17 protein-coding genes are annotated in these 15,802 nt (G+C 71.4%); 7 read left to right on the forward strand and 10 right to left on the reverse strand.

What is annotated here, in order from left to right; all coding sequences use genetic code 11:
* Positions 1–65: 65 nt before the first annotated feature.
* The 3 genes from ACIP64_RS33825 to ACIP64_RS33835 all read right to left on the reverse strand — a co-directional run bounded on the left by ACIP64_RS33825 (position 66) and on the right by ACIP64_RS33835 (position 2,389).
* Positions 66–527: a DUF6099 family protein gene (locus tag ACIP64_RS33825; RefSeq protein ID WP_401594443.1), complete on the reverse strand. Its 462-nt coding sequence runs from the start codon at positions 525–527 to the stop codon at positions 66–68.
* A gap of 219 nt (positions 528–746) precedes the next feature.
* Positions 747–1,151 (reverse strand): nucleotide pyrophosphohydrolase, encoded by a 405-nt coding sequence (locus tag ACIP64_RS33830; RefSeq protein ID WP_401594446.1) that lies wholly within the window; start codon positions 1,149–1,151, stop codon positions 747–749.
* A gap of 11 nt (positions 1,152–1,162) precedes the next feature.
* A complete protein-coding gene (locus ACIP64_RS33835; RefSeq protein WP_401594448.1) occupies positions 1,163–2,389 on the reverse strand; it encodes an AAA family ATPase in 1,227 nt (408 codons plus the stop codon).
* Between the two features lie 102 nt (positions 2,390–2,491).
* Between ACIP64_RS33835 and ACIP64_RS33840 the strand changes: the two genes are divergently transcribed.
* Entirely contained in the window at positions 2,492–3,031 is a 540-nt protein-coding gene (locus ACIP64_RS33840) for a DUF1697 domain-containing protein (RefSeq protein WP_401594450.1), read from the forward strand.
* Positions 3,032–3,046: 15 nt separating this feature from the next.
* On the opposite strand, the gene ACIP64_RS33845 is transcribed toward ACIP64_RS33840, so the two are convergent.
* Positions 3,047–4,042 (reverse strand): PHB depolymerase family esterase, encoded by a 996-nt coding sequence (locus ACIP64_RS33845; protein ID WP_401594452.1) that lies wholly within the window; start codon positions 4,040–4,042, stop codon positions 3,047–3,049.
* A 227-nt stretch (positions 4,043–4,269) separates the two neighbouring features.
* Here ACIP64_RS33845 and ACIP64_RS33850 point away from each other — a divergent pair, with 227 nt between their 5' ends.
* The 4 genes from ACIP64_RS33850 (at position 4,270) to ACIP64_RS33865 (ending at position 6,984) form a co-directional block, all read left to right on the forward strand.
* Positions 4,270–4,845, forward strand: a complete 576-nt coding sequence (locus ACIP64_RS33850) for a TetR/AcrR family transcriptional regulator (RefSeq protein ID WP_401594455.1) — start codon at positions 4,270–4,272, stop codon at positions 4,843–4,845.
* Between the two features lie 104 nt (positions 4,846–4,949).
* Positions 4,950–5,744, forward strand: coding sequence for an SDR family NAD(P)-dependent oxidoreductase (locus ACIP64_RS33855; protein ID WP_401594458.1), 795 nt, complete (start codon positions 4,950–4,952; stop codon positions 5,742–5,744).
* A 153-nt stretch (positions 5,745–5,897) separates the two neighbouring features.
* The gene (locus ACIP64_RS33860; RefSeq protein ID WP_401594460.1) at positions 5,898–6,290 is read left to right on the forward strand and encodes a PPOX class F420-dependent oxidoreductase; all 393 of its coding nucleotides are present in this window, start codon (positions 5,898–5,900) and stop codon (positions 6,288–6,290) included.
* Between the two features lie 169 nt (positions 6,291–6,459).
* Positions 6,460–6,984, forward strand: a complete 525-nt coding sequence (locus ACIP64_RS33865; RefSeq protein ID WP_401594462.1) for an SRPBCC family protein — start codon at positions 6,460–6,462, stop codon at positions 6,982–6,984.
* Here the strand turns inward: ACIP64_RS33865 and ACIP64_RS33870 are convergent.
* A complete protein-coding gene (locus ACIP64_RS33870; RefSeq protein ID WP_401594465.1) occupies positions 6,969–7,634 on the reverse strand; it encodes a hypothetical protein in 666 nt (221 codons plus the stop codon). The two genes, ACIP64_RS33865 and ACIP64_RS33870, sit on opposite strands and share 16 nt — an antisense overlap.
* A gap of 238 nt (positions 7,635–7,872) precedes the next feature.
* Here ACIP64_RS33870 and ACIP64_RS33875 point away from each other — a divergent pair, with 238 nt between their 5' ends.
* Entirely contained in the window at positions 7,873–8,340 is a 468-nt protein-coding gene (locus ACIP64_RS33875; RefSeq protein WP_401594468.1) for an ATP-binding protein, read from the forward strand.
* Positions 8,337–8,777: a Fur family transcriptional regulator gene (locus ACIP64_RS33880; RefSeq protein WP_401594471.1), complete on the forward strand. Its 441-nt coding sequence runs from the start codon at positions 8,337–8,339 to the stop codon at positions 8,775–8,777. Before ACIP64_RS33875 ends, ACIP64_RS33880 begins: the two co-directional genes overlap by 4 nt.
* Positions 8,778–8,857: 80 nt before the next feature.
* On the opposite strand, the gene ACIP64_RS33885 is transcribed toward ACIP64_RS33880, so the two are convergent.
* From ACIP64_RS33885 to ACIP64_RS33905, 5 genes are all read right to left on the reverse strand, one after another.
* Positions 8,858–10,675: a phospholipase C gene (locus ACIP64_RS33885; protein WP_401594604.1), complete on the reverse strand. Its 1,818-nt coding sequence runs from the start codon at positions 10,673–10,675 to the stop codon at positions 8,858–8,860.
* Positions 10,676–10,889: 214 nt separating this feature from the next.
* Entirely contained in the window at positions 10,890–12,137 is a 1,248-nt protein-coding gene (gene efeB / locus ACIP64_RS33890) for an iron uptake transporter deferrochelatase/peroxidase subunit (protein ID WP_401594473.1), read from the reverse strand.
* Positions 12,134–13,333 carry an EfeM/EfeO family lipoprotein gene (locus tag ACIP64_RS33895; RefSeq protein ID WP_401594476.1) on the reverse strand — a complete coding sequence of 400 codons (1,200 nt, stop codon included), beginning with the start codon at positions 13,331–13,333 and terminating at the stop codon, positions 12,134–12,136. The genes efeB and ACIP64_RS33895 overlap by 4 nt, the downstream gene beginning before the upstream one ends.
* A 182-nt stretch (positions 13,334–13,515) precedes the next feature.
* Positions 13,516–14,127 (reverse strand): NAD(P)H:quinone oxidoreductase, encoded by a 612-nt coding sequence (gene wrbA / locus ACIP64_RS33900; RefSeq protein WP_401594479.1) that lies wholly within the window; start codon positions 14,125–14,127, stop codon positions 13,516–13,518.
* 195 nt (positions 14,128–14,322) lie between these two features.
* Positions 14,323–15,711, reverse strand: coding sequence for an MFS transporter (locus ACIP64_RS33905; protein ID WP_401594481.1), 1,389 nt, complete (start codon positions 15,709–15,711; stop codon positions 14,323–14,325).
* Positions 15,712–15,802 lie beyond the last annotated feature (91 nt).

Here is a 15,802-nt window from a genome sequence, read left to right on the forward strand (position 1 = left end):
GGAGAAGGGGAGTTGGCGATACCTGTCGTCTACCACCACGCATCCGGGTCGCGCGTCGCCTCGGATCACGCGCTGTGCCGCCGTGACGACTCGACCGCGCGCAGCAGGGCGCCGACCCGGTCCTTGGACTCGTCGGCGGCGTCGACCGCCTCGATGCACTGCCAGTACTCGGTCTCGGACTCGGCCGTGCACGCGACCGACACCAGGGCCATGCAGAGTTCCGCCAGCAGCTGGCGCAGTTCGCGCAGCGCGTCCGCCGGCTCGCGGACCTCGGTGAGTATCGCGGCCCGCAGCGGACCGGAACCGGTGCCCGCGCCGGGCGGCCCCGTCGAACCGCAGGCCCGGCCGCTCGCCTCGCACACCCAGAAACCGAGTGTGCGCAGCTCCGGGGGCCCGTGCAGGGCGAGGTGGCTGCCGATCGCCTGCGTCAGCGCCTGGGCCTGCCATGCCTCGGCCATCAGATCGCGTTCCGCCCCGCCGCCCCGCAGCGCGTCCCGCGTCGCCCGGATCAGTCGTACCGCATCCATGTCGCACCTCCGCCTGAGACCCTGAGAATCCGATGTGTCACTCAGCGTGACGGATCACGGTCCTCGGCGAAAGGGCCCGGTGCGGAACTGTGGACAACATCGCGCCTGTGGAAAACTCGCTCACCCGATCGAGGAAATCCAGCGACCGCCTCCGTCCCACGCGCGCCACCGACAGCGGGCGGACAGCAGCGTCGCGGGAGCCGGGACGGCCCGGGCGCCTCAGCCGCCGAGCCCCTCCCCGGCCGGCGGCGCGCTCTGCGACTGCTTGGCGACCGCGGGCCGTTCCGGCTCCCGCGACGCGGCGGCCGGCAGCGGGAAGCGCCGTTCGTTCCTGTCGATCTTCGCCGAGAGCGCGGCCAGGAGATCGACCCCCAGCACCTCGCAGAACTGCAGCAGATACGCGAGAACGTCCGCGGCCTCGTCCCGTACCCGGTGCGCGCTCTCCGGGTCCTCCATCACCCGGGCCGCCTCCTCGGGCGTGAGCCACTGGAAGATCTCCAGCAGCTCGGACGCCTCGACGCTCAGCGCCACGGCCAGGTTCTTCGGCGTGTGGTAGCCCTCCCAGTGCCGGGCCGCCGCGAAGGCGGCCAGCCGGCGCTGCAGGGCGTGCAGATCCTCGGTCACACCGGCAAGGTCTACCGCATCGCGGCGCCGGTGCGCTCCGAGTCCGGCCCCGTTCCCTGGACGGGGACGCGTTCCCGGTCCTCCACCGGGGCCCCGAGGCGCAGCAGCGTGACACCCTCGGCGCCCTCCGCCACCGTCTCGTCGTGGACCGTTCCCACCAGCCTGATGTGACCTCGCTCGGCCACCTGCCGAGCGAGGTCGAGCAGTTTCCGGGACTGCGCGCGGTCCAGGCCCGCGTCCAGGCCGTCGGCGAGGACGGTCAGCACCTGGACCGCGTCCGGCACCTCGCCGCTGGTGTCGACCTCCAGCACTCCCGGGCCAGTGAGCAGGACCAGGGCCAGAGCCAGGAAGCGCAGCTCCCCGTCACCGAGCCGGTCCACCGTCACCAGTCCGGCCGACCCCCGGTCGATCGCCGCGAGCACGCTGTCGGGGCCCGGTTCCTGCCGCTCCCCCGGAACCACGGTCAGTCCTTCCACGGGCGGCCTGCACACCTCTCGGAGGGCACCCACCAGCGCGGCGTGCCGGGTGCGGCACTCGCCCTGCGTGCGGCGCAGCACCGCGGAAAGGTTGTCGCAGCCGCCCCGCAGCATCCCGTCCGACACCGCGGCAGGAGTCCGCATGCCCTGGGGACGCGGATCGACGGGGAAGACCCCGCGCAGCGCCAGCACGACCTGCTCCGCCGCCGCCAGGACCAGGCGCTGCCCCTCCGTCGTCCCCGCGACGCGCAGCGGAAGCAGGGAGGTGGCCAGCCGGTCGTCCGGAAGGGGTGCCCTGGTGACCGGGACGAGGCCCGCCGTGTGCCAGGCCGCCTGGACCTGGCGGCGGCCGGGATCACGCAGCGCCGTGGAGAGCAGTGTCTCCCCGGCCCCGACCAACCGCTCCCCCACGATGCGCAGTTCGGGCTCGGTCTGCACGGCGACATCGAGCTGCACCGGACCGACGGGGCCCTGCACCGTGCAGCCGATGCGGAATCCGCGCCGGCCCTCGGCGTCCGGCTGGGCGCCGTCCGGCACGCAGGCCGCAACGCCTCCGCGCACCCCGTCGAAGACCGCTTCCAGTTCCTCCCCGGCGGCAAGCTGCCCGAGCACGCCCAGCGCCTCCAGCACGCTCGACTTGCCCGAGCCGCTCGGCCCGGCGAGCAGGGTGAGGGGGCCGAGGGGAAAGCTCGCGCCGCGGTGCGACTTGAAGGCGGACAGCCGCAACTCGGTCACGGAAGGCCGGTGACTGTTCGTGCTCATGCTCGCGAACGTATCGGTGCCGCGGGGTGCCGAACCGTTACGCCGGGCCACCGGTCCTCCGAAAGTGGGTACCTCTCGCGAGCCCGTCGTTAATGTGGCGTCGTGACCGGATACGTGGCGCTCCTGCGCGGGATCAACGTCGGGCCGACGACCAGGCTGCCCATGCAGGATCTGCGGGTGCTGCTGGAGGGCATCGGCGGCACGGGGGTGCGCACCCATCTCCAGAGCGGCAACGCGCTGTTCGACCACGACCGTGCCGATCCGGTGACACTCGCCCGCGAGCTGGAGAAGGCGATCCGCGGCGAGTTCGGCCGCGACGTGCCGTGCGTGGTGCGCGAGGCGGCCGGATTGCGCACGGTGATCGAACGCAATCCGTTCGACATGACCGGCGTCAACCCGGCGCGCTTCCTCGTCACCTTCCTGTCCAGCCAGGTGGACCCGGACCGCATCGCCGGCCTCGACCCGGCGGACTTCGCCCCGGACGACTTCCGCCCGGGCGAACGGGAGATCTACGTGCACTGTCCCGACGGTGTGCAGAAGACCCGCCTCTCGCACGCCTTCTGGGAGAGGCGACTGGGCCTGACGGCCACGGCCCGCAACTGGAACACCGTCACCAAGCTGGCGGCGATGGCCGGGGAGTGACCCGGGCGGCGGCGATCAGCCCAGCCCCCAGCTCTGTCCAAGCCGTCCGGCGGCACAGAGGTTGACATCGAGCACATAGGGGGCGGCGGTCCCGCACTGGGCGGCGCCGGTACCGGGGTCGACAGGCTGTCCGTGTCCCATGCCGGTGATGCTGTAGGTCTCCGCCACCGGCGCGCCGGACGGGTCCTTGTACGTGCGGTGCGGGAAGCCGGCGACGGTGTCGCTCGCATCGGCGGTCTGGTCGGCGCCGTGGACGTCCGTCCACTGCCGCACCAGATCGTCCATGTTGACGGGCTTGACGGTGTAGTCGGCCGTTCCCTGGAAGACCGTCAGCCTCGGCCACGGCCCGGTGTACCCCGGGTAGGCGGCGCGCACCCGGTCGCCCCACTGCCGGGGCGTCTGCGTCGCACCGACGTACATGCACACATAGGGCGATCCCGCGGCCTGCGCGCACCCGTAGGGCAGTCCGGCGACGACGCCTCCGGCCGCGTACACGTCCGGGTACGCGGCCATCATGACCGCGGTCATGCCGCCGCCCGCGGACAGCCCGGTCACGTAGACACGCGTGGGATCGGCCGCCGTGTCGGTGATCTGGCGAGCGGTCATCTGCCGGATGGACGCGGCCTCGCCCTGGCCGCGGGCGATGTCCCCGGGCTGGAACCAGTCGAAGCACTGGCTGATGTTGTTGGCCGTGGTCTGGCCGGGCAGGACGACGGAGAAGCCCCACCGGTCGGCGAGGGCCGTCCACCCGCTCTGTGTCCCGTAGTCGCGGGCGTTCTGCGTGCAGCCGTGCAACGCGACGACGACGGGCCGCCCCTGGGGGAGCCCGGCGGGGACGTACCGGTACATCCTCAGGGCGCCCGGGTTGCTGCCGAAGCCGGTTACCTCCTCGATGGTGCCCGCGGCCTTGGCGGTGGTGGAGGGCAGGAAGGCGGCGGCGAGCGCCGCGACCAGGACGAGCAGGACCGCGCGCAGGCGGCCCGTGCGATGTGCTGCTGCGTGAGTGGTCATGGTGTCGGACGGTAAGTGCCCCGTTCCTCGCGCGACATGGGACGGGGCACCACAGCGCGCGGCTCCGGCGTGGTGTCCGGGGCCGCGGTCAGGAACGGTGTCCGCCCGCGGCTCGACGGGGGGCCGACACCTGGCGCGCCCTACGGGCAACCGATTCAGGGACCGGACGGGGCGGGGCGACGGCGATAGTTTATTGATCGATCCAGAACTGTGGTACGGTGATGCACATGGGACGCAACCGGGAGTTCGACACCGACCAGGCGGTCGATCGCGCGATGGACCTGTTCTGGCGCCGCGGCTATGCCGAGACGTCCCTGCAGGACCTACTCAAGGAACTGTCGATCGGCAGCGGCAGCCTGTACTCGGCCTTCGGGTCGAAGGAGCAGCTCTACGCCCGGGCCCTGGAGCGCTACTGCGCACTGCAGGCAGGCGGCCTGGCGGACATCCTGGAGAACGCGACCGAGATCCGGCCCGCGGTGCACAGGGTCCTCACGGACATGGTCGAGGCCGACCTCACGGACCCCAGCCGGGGGTGCCTCGTGGTCAGCGCCGCCACCGAGCGCGGCGACGACCCGGGCACGGTGGACCGCGTCGGAGCCGCCATGCGGATGGTCGAATCGGCCCTCGCGGGCGCCCTGGAGCGGGCGAAGTCACGCGGCGAGCTGTCCCCGGACAAGAATCCGGTGGAACTGGCCCGCTTCCTGACCACCTTCGTCCAGGGCCTCCGCGTCGTCGGCCAGGCGCGACTCGGCCGGACGTTCACGGAGGACGCGGTCGCGACGGCTCTGCGCAGCCTGGACTGACACCCCCCCAGAGGCACTCACCCCAGCGGCGGCGCTCCCGTCGCGCCGGTGGTCGCCTCCGCGTACCGTAATTGTTTATCAATCAATCCAGAAAAGGACACGTCATGGAACTGCACCTCAAGGACAAGGTCGCCGTCGTCACCGGGGCCAGCAAGGGCATCGGCCTGGCCATCGTCGAGGCACTGGGTCGCGAAGGAGCCCGTGTCGTCGCCGGCAGCCGCTCCTCCACCCCCGAGCTCGACGCACTGCGCGACACCTACGACATCACGGTCGTCCCGGTCGACCTGTCCACCGCCGAGGGCGCCGAGACGCTGGTGCGGCAGGCCGCGGAACGGCACGAGCGGATCGACATCCTCGTCAACAACGTGGGCGGGGCGGACGCGCGGGCCGGATTCCTGGAGGTGGACGACGCCGAGTGGCGCCGGATCTTCGACCTGACCTTCTTCAGCGCGGTGCGCGCGAGCCGCGCGGCACTCCCGCACCTGCTCGCGGCCGAAGGGGCCTCGATCGTCAACATCAGCTCGATCAACGCCCGCCTGCCCTTCCCGATGGTGGTGGACTACTCGGCGGCGAAGGCCGCGCTCACCAGCGTGACCAAGGCCCTGTCGGAGGAGTTCGCACCGCGCGGCGTACGCGTGAACGCGGTCTCCCCCGGTCCGGTCCGCACCCCGTTCTGGACGGCCCCGGGCGCCTTCGCCGACGCGACCGCCGGCGCCGCGGGCACCACGGCGCAGGAGGCACTCGACGTGGTCGTGCCGCAGAGCATGGGCATCAGCACGGGCCGGATCACCGAGCCGCACGAGGTCGCCGACCTCGTCCTCTTCCTCGCCTCGCCGGTCGCGGCCAACATCACCGGTGCCGAGGTCCTCATCGACGGCGGCCAGAACAAGACGATCTGAGCCGCGCCGGGCGAACGCCCCCTGACCGAGGGCTCGATGCGGGGGCATCGGCGAGCGGCGCAGGGGGCCGGCGCAGGGGGGGATCCGTCCGGGGGCCGGCCGAGCGACCCCGTAGGCTGCGCGCGCCAGGAACCACCGCACCGAGGGATCACCGTGAAGCTCTCCGCCGAACTGCTCGATCTGCTGGACCGGCCCAGCACTTGCTACCTCGCGACGACGATGCCCGACGGCTCGCCGCAGCTGACCCAGACCTGGGTCGACACCGACGGCGAGCACGTGCTCGTCAACAGCGTCCAGACGCACGTGAAGACCCGGAACATCCAGCGGGATCCGCGCGTCGCCGTGACGGTCTCGGACCCCGCCGCCCCGACCCGCTACGTCCAGATCCGCGGGCGGGTCGTCGAGGTGAGGACCGAGGGCGCCGCGGAGCACATCGAGAAGCTGTCCCACAAGTACCTGGGCGGGCCCTACCCGTGGTTCGGCGGTCGCGACCAGGTGCGCGTCCTGTTCGTGATCGTCCCGGAAAGCATCAGCGGCATGGTCTGACCCCGGCGCGCCCTGCCGCTCCCACCACACCGCTTCCGCGCCTCCGCCGGTTGCATCACGAACTCGATTTCACTCGTGCGAGAGCACTGCTCTTGACTCCGAGCAATGCACTGCGAGAGCATTGCTCACAGTTCGAAGCATGCCTCACCCGTCACGAATGGGGTTCGTCATGAAACTGCTCTACCGCGGCCCTAACCGGCAGGACCTGCACGACCAGTTCGCCAAGCGGCGCCGGATCGACGCCGACGCGCCGGTCGTGAGCGTGTCGGAGATGCGGATCGAAGCACCGCCGGAGCGGGTCTGGGAGATCATCGCCGACCCCTCCGGATGGTCGTCGGTGCTGCCCGGCCGCCGAATCGTGCGGCTCGACAACGGGGTGACCCAGGACGCCGAGTTCATCTGGGCCATGGGCCGCGCCACGATCACGTCCCGCTTCGCCGTGGTCGACGAGGGGCGTGAACTGACCTGGACCGGCGTCGCCATGGGCGTCAAGGCGGTGGACCGCCAAGTGCTCACGGCGACGCCGGACGGCGGGACCGTCCTGCGCGTGGAGGAGTCGATGGCGGCCCCGCTGGTCCGCCTCGTGTTCAGCCCCGGCAAGCTCCGCGCCCAGCACGAGATATGGATGACCGCGGTCAAGGCCGCCGCGGAGCGCGCAGTACGCGCCGGAGCGGGCACTCAGCCGAGGGGATAGCCGATCTGCTCCATGTCCTTGGCGAGATCGGCCGGGGCCACGTCCGGATTCAGCGCGGCGACCACCTCCGCGGTCAGCGGGCGGAGCGCGAGGACATGCCGGACGGCCTCCCCGTCGACCGGCGTCTCGTAGTAGTCCTCCGCGAAGTCCCGGTACTCCTCCGCCGAGCGGTCAGCCAGCAGGGCGAAGAGACAGCCCGCGCCGTCCGGGTCGTCCGTCCCGTCCTGGGGGAACTCGATCACTCCCGCCCGCCAGGCGGTGTCCTGGGGCTGCCTCCACATACAGACGGTCACCACCGGCATACCGTCCTCGTCCGAGAACGCCGGCTCCTCGACGTACGGACGGAAGACCTCGGGGACCTCGTCGAGGACGCCCGGCCAGGGGCCGTCCGCCACATAGGGACTCATCGGCGATTCGTGGGCGAACCCGCAGACGTAGGCGCCCGCAGGCGAGAAGACGATCGCGTACTCGTTGCCGGAGCCGTCGCGCATCGAGGCCATCTCCTCACTCCCGGACCACTGGGAGTCGTAGGAGTGGTACCGGCCGGCCCACTCGGGGCTGAGGATCGCATCCAGCATGGCCAACGCGCGGCAGTGGTCGCGGAGTACGGAAATGCCGGGCAGGCGCCGGGCGATGTCGTGAACGGTCATGCCCACATCCAAGAGCATGCCGTCGGGCGACCCGCACCCGCCCGGGCGAATCCGGAGGCCGCCCCTCCCCGGCCCCGGCCACCACCCCCGACCGTGACGCAGAGTGATGCCACCCCTTCACTCCAGCGACTGGAGCGACATCTTTCGAGGAGCGAGTCGTTTCACTTGACTCACTCCAGAAGTGGAGTATTGTCCTAATTAGAGCTTTTTATTCACCTCTCTCGAGCTGGTGTTGATCATGGGCGCTGCATTGCTGCCCTCCAAGACGCCTTGTTCCGGCGGCGCAGGAACCCCGTCCGCTGCCGCGGGATCCTGGGCGCTTCCCTGGTCCAGTCAGGCCTGCCACCACGCACGCGAAGCGGTTCGCGGAGCGCTGCGCCAATGGGGCCTGGACGATGTCGCGGACACAGCCGAACTCCTGGTCAGCGAGCTGGTCGGCAACGCGCTGCGGCACGCCCGCGCACCGCTGGCCCTGAACTGCGTACTCCTGGGCGACACCATCTGCTGCGCCGTGATCGACGGCAGTCCGGACCTGCCCCAGGTCGTGGGGGCGGGTTCCGAGGACGAGAGCGGCCGCGGACTGACGCTGGTCGAACTTCTCGCCGCTCGCTGGGGCTCCGACACCAACCAGACGGGCAAGGCCGTGTGGTTCGAGCTGCACTGCGGTCCCGGCAGGTCCCCGACACACGCGGAGCACACCCTGTGACCAGCGTCGAACCCATGGCCGCCGCCACCGCCCGGCTCCGGACGGCCGGGCTGCGGGTGACGGCGCAGCGCATCGCGCTGCTCATGGCGGTGGACGAGTCACCGGGCCACCCCGACGCCGAGGCGCTGCGTCATCTGGCCCTGCGTGTCACGGGCGGCCTGTCCCTGCAGGCCACCTACAACGTCCTGCGCGCCCTCACGGACGCGGGGCTGGTTCGCTGCACCATGATCCCCGGCCAGCCGGGCCGCTACGAGACCGAGCGCGGTGACAACCACCACCACTTCGTCTGCCGCTCCTGCGGGAGCATCCGCAACGTCAAGTGCGCCGTGGGCCGTGCGCCGTGCCTGAGCCCCGAGATCCCGGACACCTACGAGATCGAGGAGGCCGCCGTGACTTTCTGGGGCCGGTGCCCGGACTGCGCCCTGACGCGGGACTGACGGCGAACGCGAACGGAGGGCCCGCCCCCAGGGGCAGGCCCTCCGCCGTGGCGGCCGTCAGGCCGACCGCCACGTCCGCGTCAGGCGGCGGTACGCCGGTTGTGCCGGACCGTGAACCAGGTCCCGGTGGCACCGGCGGCCAGCAGCGCGCCGACGGCCAGGCCCACCGGCAGGGCCGGGAACGCCGGGGCGTCGGTGGTCGCGGCGGTAATCCGCATGGCCGGTCCCGGCGTGATGCTCGTGGCGACGGGCGCCACGTGCCGGATCGGGCCGTAGGACTTGACCGAGCCGTCCGCGTTCAGCACCAGCTGCTTGTTGTTCGGGTGCCGGAAGTCGAACATGCCCGCCAGCGAGCCGGCCGTGGCGTCGAAGGAGCTGTCCCCGACCCGGCCGGTGTGCCAGTTGTCCTCGACGAAACGGATGATCGAGGACTGGTCCGTCAGCGTGTGGTCGACCTTGTTGACCTTGCTGTACGGGGAGACCACCAGGAGCGGCTGACGCGTGCCGGGGCCGCAGCGGTCCGCGTAGCCACCGGCGGCCTTGGGGCCGGCCTGGCAGGCGGGGCTGTCGGTGGTCTTGCCGTTCGAGCCGACCGTGGTGTCCTTCGAGCCGTTGCGGGGCTTGACGAACGTGTGGTCGTACCAGCCGTCGGAGTCGTCGTACGCGACGACGACAGCGGTGGAGCTCCACTGCGGCGACTGCTGCACGGCGTTGATCTGCTGGACGAGGAAGTGCTGCTCGTCGATCGGGTCGGAGTAGGCGCCGTGGCCGTCCTGGTACTCGGGCGCCTTGACGAAGCTGACGGCGGGCAGCTTGCCCGCCTTCAGGGCCGCGTCGAAGTCGGTCAGGTCGTAGTTGTGGTTGGCCTGGCCGTTGTGCCCGATCTCGTCGACGTTCTTGGGCGGCAGGTGGTGCGGGTTGGACGTCGACTTGTAGTACTCGAACGGCGAGTGGTGCGGGCTGTAGTCCACGGCCGCTGCGCCGCCGATGTTGGCGTGCGTGGTGTCGCACTTGGCGTAGTCGCCCTGCTTGCCGTCCCACGGCGTGGAGGGCCGGAAGCCGCCCTGGAACCAGCCCCAGCTGACGTTCTTGGCGTTGAGCAGGTCGCCGATGTTGCGGCCCTGCATCGCGCCGAGCGCGTTGGTACTGGTGTGGTCCTTGTCGGCGCAGTCGTCGTACGCCGGGTCCGGGTCGTTGATGACCGTACCGACGCCCTTGGAGTTCGGGGAGAGCACGGTGTAGGCGTCCGGCGTGGACGTCTGCTTCGGGTGCTCGGTGCCCGAGGCCGGGTCGACGGAGACGACGCCGTGTGTCTGACCCGCGATCAGGTTGAGGGCGCCGGGGGTGGACGGCCCATAGACCGAGCTGAACGAGCGGTCGCCCAGGGTGTAGTGCTGGGCGTAGTTCCACAGCGCGGTGACGGTGTTGCCGTCGTAGTAGTCCATCACCAGGCCCGGCTCGCCGAAGAGGCCGCCGCTGCAGGTGTCGACATTGGTGTTCTGCACGAACTGGTCGGCCTTGCCGCCGTTGTAGGCGTACTGCTCCGGCCCGTAGTTGTGGTTCTGGTCGCAGGTCAGCGCCTGCGAGGAGGCCAGCCGCTGGGGCGCGTACTGGTTGGGGTTCTTCTTCAGCAGCCCGGCGTTCGCGAGGGTGTCGATGTCACGCGGGGTGTTCTTGGCCGCCTTGAACTTGGTGCCGTCGGTGTTGGCGGCCGTCGGGTAGGTGCCGAAGTAGTGGTCGAACGAGACGTTCTCGTCGAACAGGACGACCACGTGCTTGATGGGCGTGGCCGTCGAGGGGGCGGGGTGGTGCCAGTTGGGCGTCGCGGCGTAGGTGGCCGCGCTGCCGCCGAGAACGGTGAGGGCGGCGGCGCCCGCAAGCGCCCCCAGGCTCCGCATCGCCGCTCGTCTCTTCCTGCTGATCATGTTCTGTCACGCTCCGCAGAGGATCGTTGCCTTGGCGTACGTTCTCGGATGCTCCGCCCGTGGAGCGGCGTGATGTCGGAGCGTTGGTGGCGGCGGGATGAACAGGCGGTCAGGGAAGCCGGGCCAAAACTTGACCATCAGTTGACCCGGGGTGCGTACGGTCCCCGCGTGGTGTATGACGAGCGCTCTAGCCGAGCAGGGCGCGTCCGTACCAGTCGTCCGCGTCCTTCACACCGGGCAGTGCGAAGAAGTAGCCGCCGCCGAAGGGCTTGATGTAGTCGACGAGCGGTTCGCCCGCCAGACGGTGCTGGACGGTCTCGAACTGGCGGGCCAGGTCCTGCTGGTAGCTGCAGAAGAGCAGGCCCATGTCGAGGTTGCCGTTGGCGTCCGCGCCCCGGTCGTAGTTGTAGGGGCGCCGCAGGATGCGCTGGTCCGCGGTGCCCGCGGTACGCGGGTTGGCGAGCCGGATATGGCTGTCCAGGGGTATGACGTCGCCCTTGGGGTCGTCGGCGTAACGGGGTGTGTCCCGCTCGTGGTTGCCGTCCAGCGGCGCTCCGGACTCGCGGGCCCGGCCGAACATCCGCTCCTGCTCCGGCAGCGAGACCCGGTCCCAGAACTCCACGAGCATCCGGATCAGCCGGACCACCTGGTAGCTGCCGCCGACGGCCCAGTCCGGCTCGCCGGCGCCCTGGCCGACCCACACCAGGCGGTCCATCTCACGGGCGTCGGAGGAGTCCGGGTTGGCGGTGCCGTCCCTGAATCCCAGGAGGTTGCGCGGGGTGCCGGCAGGGCGCGGCGGGCTGCTGAAGCCGTCCATCCGCCAGCGGACCTGCATGCCGCCGCGGGTGTGCCGGGCGATGTCGCGCAGCGCGTGCAGCACGGTGTCCGTGTCGTCCGCGTGCAGTTGCAGGCTGAGGTCGCCGTGGCACCACTCAGGCAGCAGGTCGTCGTCGGGGAAGGCGGGCATCGCGGTCAGCCGGCGGGGCCTGCGATCGGCGAGACCGAACCGGCCGTCGAAGAGGGAGCCGCCGACGCCGACGGTCACCGCGAGCGCGCCGCCGGGCACCCGCTCCCCGAGCAGCCCGGAGTCGGCGGGCGGTCCGGTGATGCCGACCGGCCGCTGTGTGCCGCCGGAGGTCAGCGCGCGGGCGCGGTCGGTCACGGTGCGCAGCAGGTCGGTGAGTTCGGCGCGGGTGCCCGCGGTCACGTCGAGCGCGGTGAACGCGGTGACCCGGCGCGCGGTCGCGATCACCGACTGCTGGTGGCGGCCGTGGAACGGGGCGACGGGCGGTGCGGCCGCTGCGCCGTCGTCCGCCGCACCGGCGGAGGGCGGCGCCGCTCCGCCGGCGGCGAGCCCGGCTCCGGCAAGCGCCGCGCCCCGCAGGAAACCACGCCGTCCGACTCCTCCGGTTCCCGGCCCTTCCACGGAGCTCACACCGTCCTCCGCGGTTCGCACAGGGTGGCCACCGAGGCCAGCCGTTCCACCAGTTCGTCCAGGGCGGCGTCCACCTTCTCGCGCTGGGCCCGGGTCAGCCGGGCCAGCGGGATCCACTCGCCGTCCGGGGCGAGCCCGTCCAGCGTGTCCTGTGCCGCGTCCAGTTCGTGGTCCAGCTGCGGCAGTTCCTGGTACCGGGTCGCCAGCAGGGGGCGCAACCGGGACAGGACCTCACGGGTGCCGTCGAGGTTGGCGCGGGCGGTGGCCAGATTGCTGCCGCTGCCGTAGTCGGTGCGTCCGGTCAGCTCGAACTGCACGGTGTTCTCCAGGATCTCGTGTGCCCGCAGGCCCAGTTGGGCCGGGTCCATGCGGGCCTGCGACCAGCTGTCGCGCAGCGCGGTGACGGCCGCCACCAGGTCGGCCGCCGGGGCGCGCAGGCTGCCCGCGGACCGGCCGTGCCACAACCCGTACTCGATGCGGTGGAAGCCGGTGAAGGACGGGTCGGCCACGCCACCGGGCAGGCCCGCGTCCGTCCCGTTGATCTGCCCGTCCGCGTCGCCGAAGGCGTCGTACGCGGCGCCGAGCCGCTCGTACTCCAGGTGCGCCGGCAGCCAGGCCTTGCGCGCCGCGGCGAGATCACCGCGGTCGACGGCGTCCCGCAGATCCCCGGTGAGCCGCACCACGCGGTCCAGCCCTCCGGCGACCCACTTCTGGTAGGCGATCGACGGCGGGACAAGGTCCTGCCGGCTGACCGGGGCGGCGGCGGGCCCGCCCTGTCCCGAAGTGATGCGGACCGTGGGCCCGGTGATCGCGTCGCCGTCGTCGGGCACGCACTGGAACGCGTACGCGCCCTTGCCGATGTCGACGGTCAGCGAACGGGTCGTGCCGGGGCCGATGTCCTCGACCTCGCCGTACACGGCCTTGCTCGCGGCGTCCTCCAGGTAGACCTCGGCGGCCACGTCGGAGGAGTTGTGCAGGTCGAAGACCTGAAGGCCGGGCCGCGCGTCGGCCCAGCCGGTGCCGCAGGCACCGCGGGAGACCTGGACGGTGGTGTGCGGTGGTCCGGCCGCGGCCGCCCGCGCGGCAGGAGGTGAGTCCTGCCACAGGACGACGGCGGCGAAGACGGCCAGCACCACCACGATGCCGGTGGCGCCCCACAGACGGGGTGAGCGCAGTCCCGGGCCGGACAAGGGCATTCCGGGCCTCCCCCGGTGTCGTACGGTGCGTTGATCACCTCATGCTAGGCAGCGGAATCAGGTCAAAACGCTTCCCTGAGAAATCGATGACCAAGAGTTCCCTCGTGGTTCACCCGCCCCGTCGGGAACGCGCGAAGGCCGCCGCCCCCGGAGGGACGACGGCCTCGGCCGGACCGGAGAGGTCAGAGGGAGCCGCCGGGCTTGAGCGCGGTGGCGATGCGGGTCACACGGGCACCCAGGTAGTGGGCGGCGTCCAGACGCGCGGCGTCGGGAAGGTCCGCACCGTTGTTGGAGGGGTGCGAGGGGCCGTAGGGGTTGCCACCGGCCGCGAAGAGCAGCGGGTCGGTGTAGCCGGGGGACGCGATGAGTCCACCCCAGTGGTAGAAGGTGTTGTTGATCGCGAGGATGGTGCTCTCCTGGCCGCCGTGGGCGTTGGCCGCGGAGGTGAAGGAGGCGTAGACCTTGTTGGCCAGCTTGCCCTGGGCCCACAGCGGGCCGGTCTGGTCGATGAACTGCTTGAGCTGCGCGGCCGGGAGGCCGAAGCGGGTCGGCGAGCCGAAGAGCACGGCGTCGGCCCACTCGAGGTCGTCGTTCGTGGCCTCGGGGATGTCCTGCGAGGCGCGGTGGTTCTCCGCCCACACGGGGTTGCTGTTGATCGCGGCCTCGGGCGCGAGTTCCGCCACGCGGCGCACCCGGACCTCAGCCCCCTCCTTCTGCGCGCCTTCGGCGATCGCCTGCGCCAGGCTCCGCACCGAGCCGGTGGCCGAGTAGAAAATGATCGAGACGCGTGTCACGTGTTTCGCTCCTTGCTGTGCCGGATCTTGCGGGCAGGGCGCCGCCCTGCACATGGTTGAACATTAAACGACACCGCTCCGGTCCGCCAGTCCGGCCACAGTGGCGCGCGTCTCACTCCGGCCCGGACTTCCGACCGCGGCACGGAGCCCGCCGACTTCAAGCGCCGGGCACAGCCGCGAGGAACTGACGCTTCGTCAGGCGGTGGCTGCTGCCTCGGCAATCTGCTCCGCGCTCGGCGCGATCCTGGGCGAGGCGAGCGTCACCACCACATTGACCACGGCGAAGGCGGCCGCGACGAGCAGTCCGCGGTGGAACCCCTCGACGAGGGCCTGCTGCTGGGCCATGCCGTCCGCGAGCGCGGCATGGGAGCGCGAGACGGACAGGGTCGTCGCGAGGGCCAGTCCCAGCGCGCCGCCGACCTGGTAGAAGGCGGTGACGACACCCGAGGCCGCACCTGCCTCATGGTGTTCGACGTCCACGACGGCCGCGATCTGCGCGGGGACACCGACCGCGATGACACCGGCCCCGAACAGGATCAGACCCGGCAGCAGGTGCGAGGCGTATCCGCTGTCCGCGCCCGTCCCGGCGAGGAGCAGCAGGCTCAGCGCGCTCAGCGCGGCGCCGCACAACTGGACGGTGCGCGTGCCGAAACGGTGCACCAACGGCGGCGTGACGACGGCGACGAGGATGGCGGCGGCACCCATCGGCAGGATCTCCATGCCGGTCCTCAGCGCCGAGGCACCGCGGACCTGCTGGAGGTAGATCGCGGTCAGGAAGAACATCGCAAGGAAGGACGCGCCGTTCAGGGCCAGGGCGCCGCTCGACGAGCTGAGTGCCCGGGAGCGGAACAGCCGCAAGGGCACGAGGGGCGCCGCGGAACGGGCCTCGACCGCGACGAAGGCGGCCAGCAGGACCACTCCCGCCGCAAGGCAGCCGACGACCTCGGCCGATCCCCAGCCCACCGGCTCGGCCCGCACCACGCCGTAGACCAGGGCCAGCAGTCCCGCGGTGCTCAGCACCGAGCCGAGGAGGTCGAAGCCGTGACCGGACCGGCGGGCGACGGCGCGGATGATCAGCGGGGTGGCCGCGATCAGGGCCACGACGACGGGGACGTTGACGAAGAAGACCCAGCGCCAGCTGAGCGAGTCGACGAGCAGGCCGCCGGCCACCACGCCCAGCGTGCCGCCGAGGCCCGCCAAGCCGCCCCACACGCCCATGGCGATGTTGCGCTGCCTGCCGTGCGCGAAGGTGACCGTCAGGATCGACAGGGCCGCCGGGGACATCAGGGCTCCGCCCAGTCCCTGCACGGCCCGGGCGGCGATGAGCGCGCCCGGGGTGCCGGCCAGGCCGGCGACGAGCGAGGTGACGCCGAAGAGGGCGAGGCCGGTGAGGAAGACCCGCCGGGATCCCAGCAGGTCGGCGGCGCGGCCGCCGAGGAGCAGGAACCCGCCGAACACCAGGGTGTATGCGCTGATGACCCACTGCAGGCCGTCGGCGGTGAAGTCGAGATCCGTCTGGATACGGGGCAGTGCGACGTTCACGATCGTCACGTCGAGCACCACGATGAATTGTGCGAGGGCCAACACCGTCAGGGTCGCCCAAGGGCTGCGCCGCATGGAATTCCTCATCAGAACAGGGAGATGGTGCGGAGAAGTTGACGCGTCGCCGAATGTC

The organism is Streptomyces sp. NPDC088733 (assembly GCF_044751185.1).
Classification (GTDB): domain Bacteria; phylum Actinomycetota; class Actinomycetes; order Streptomycetales; family Streptomycetaceae; genus Actinacidiphila.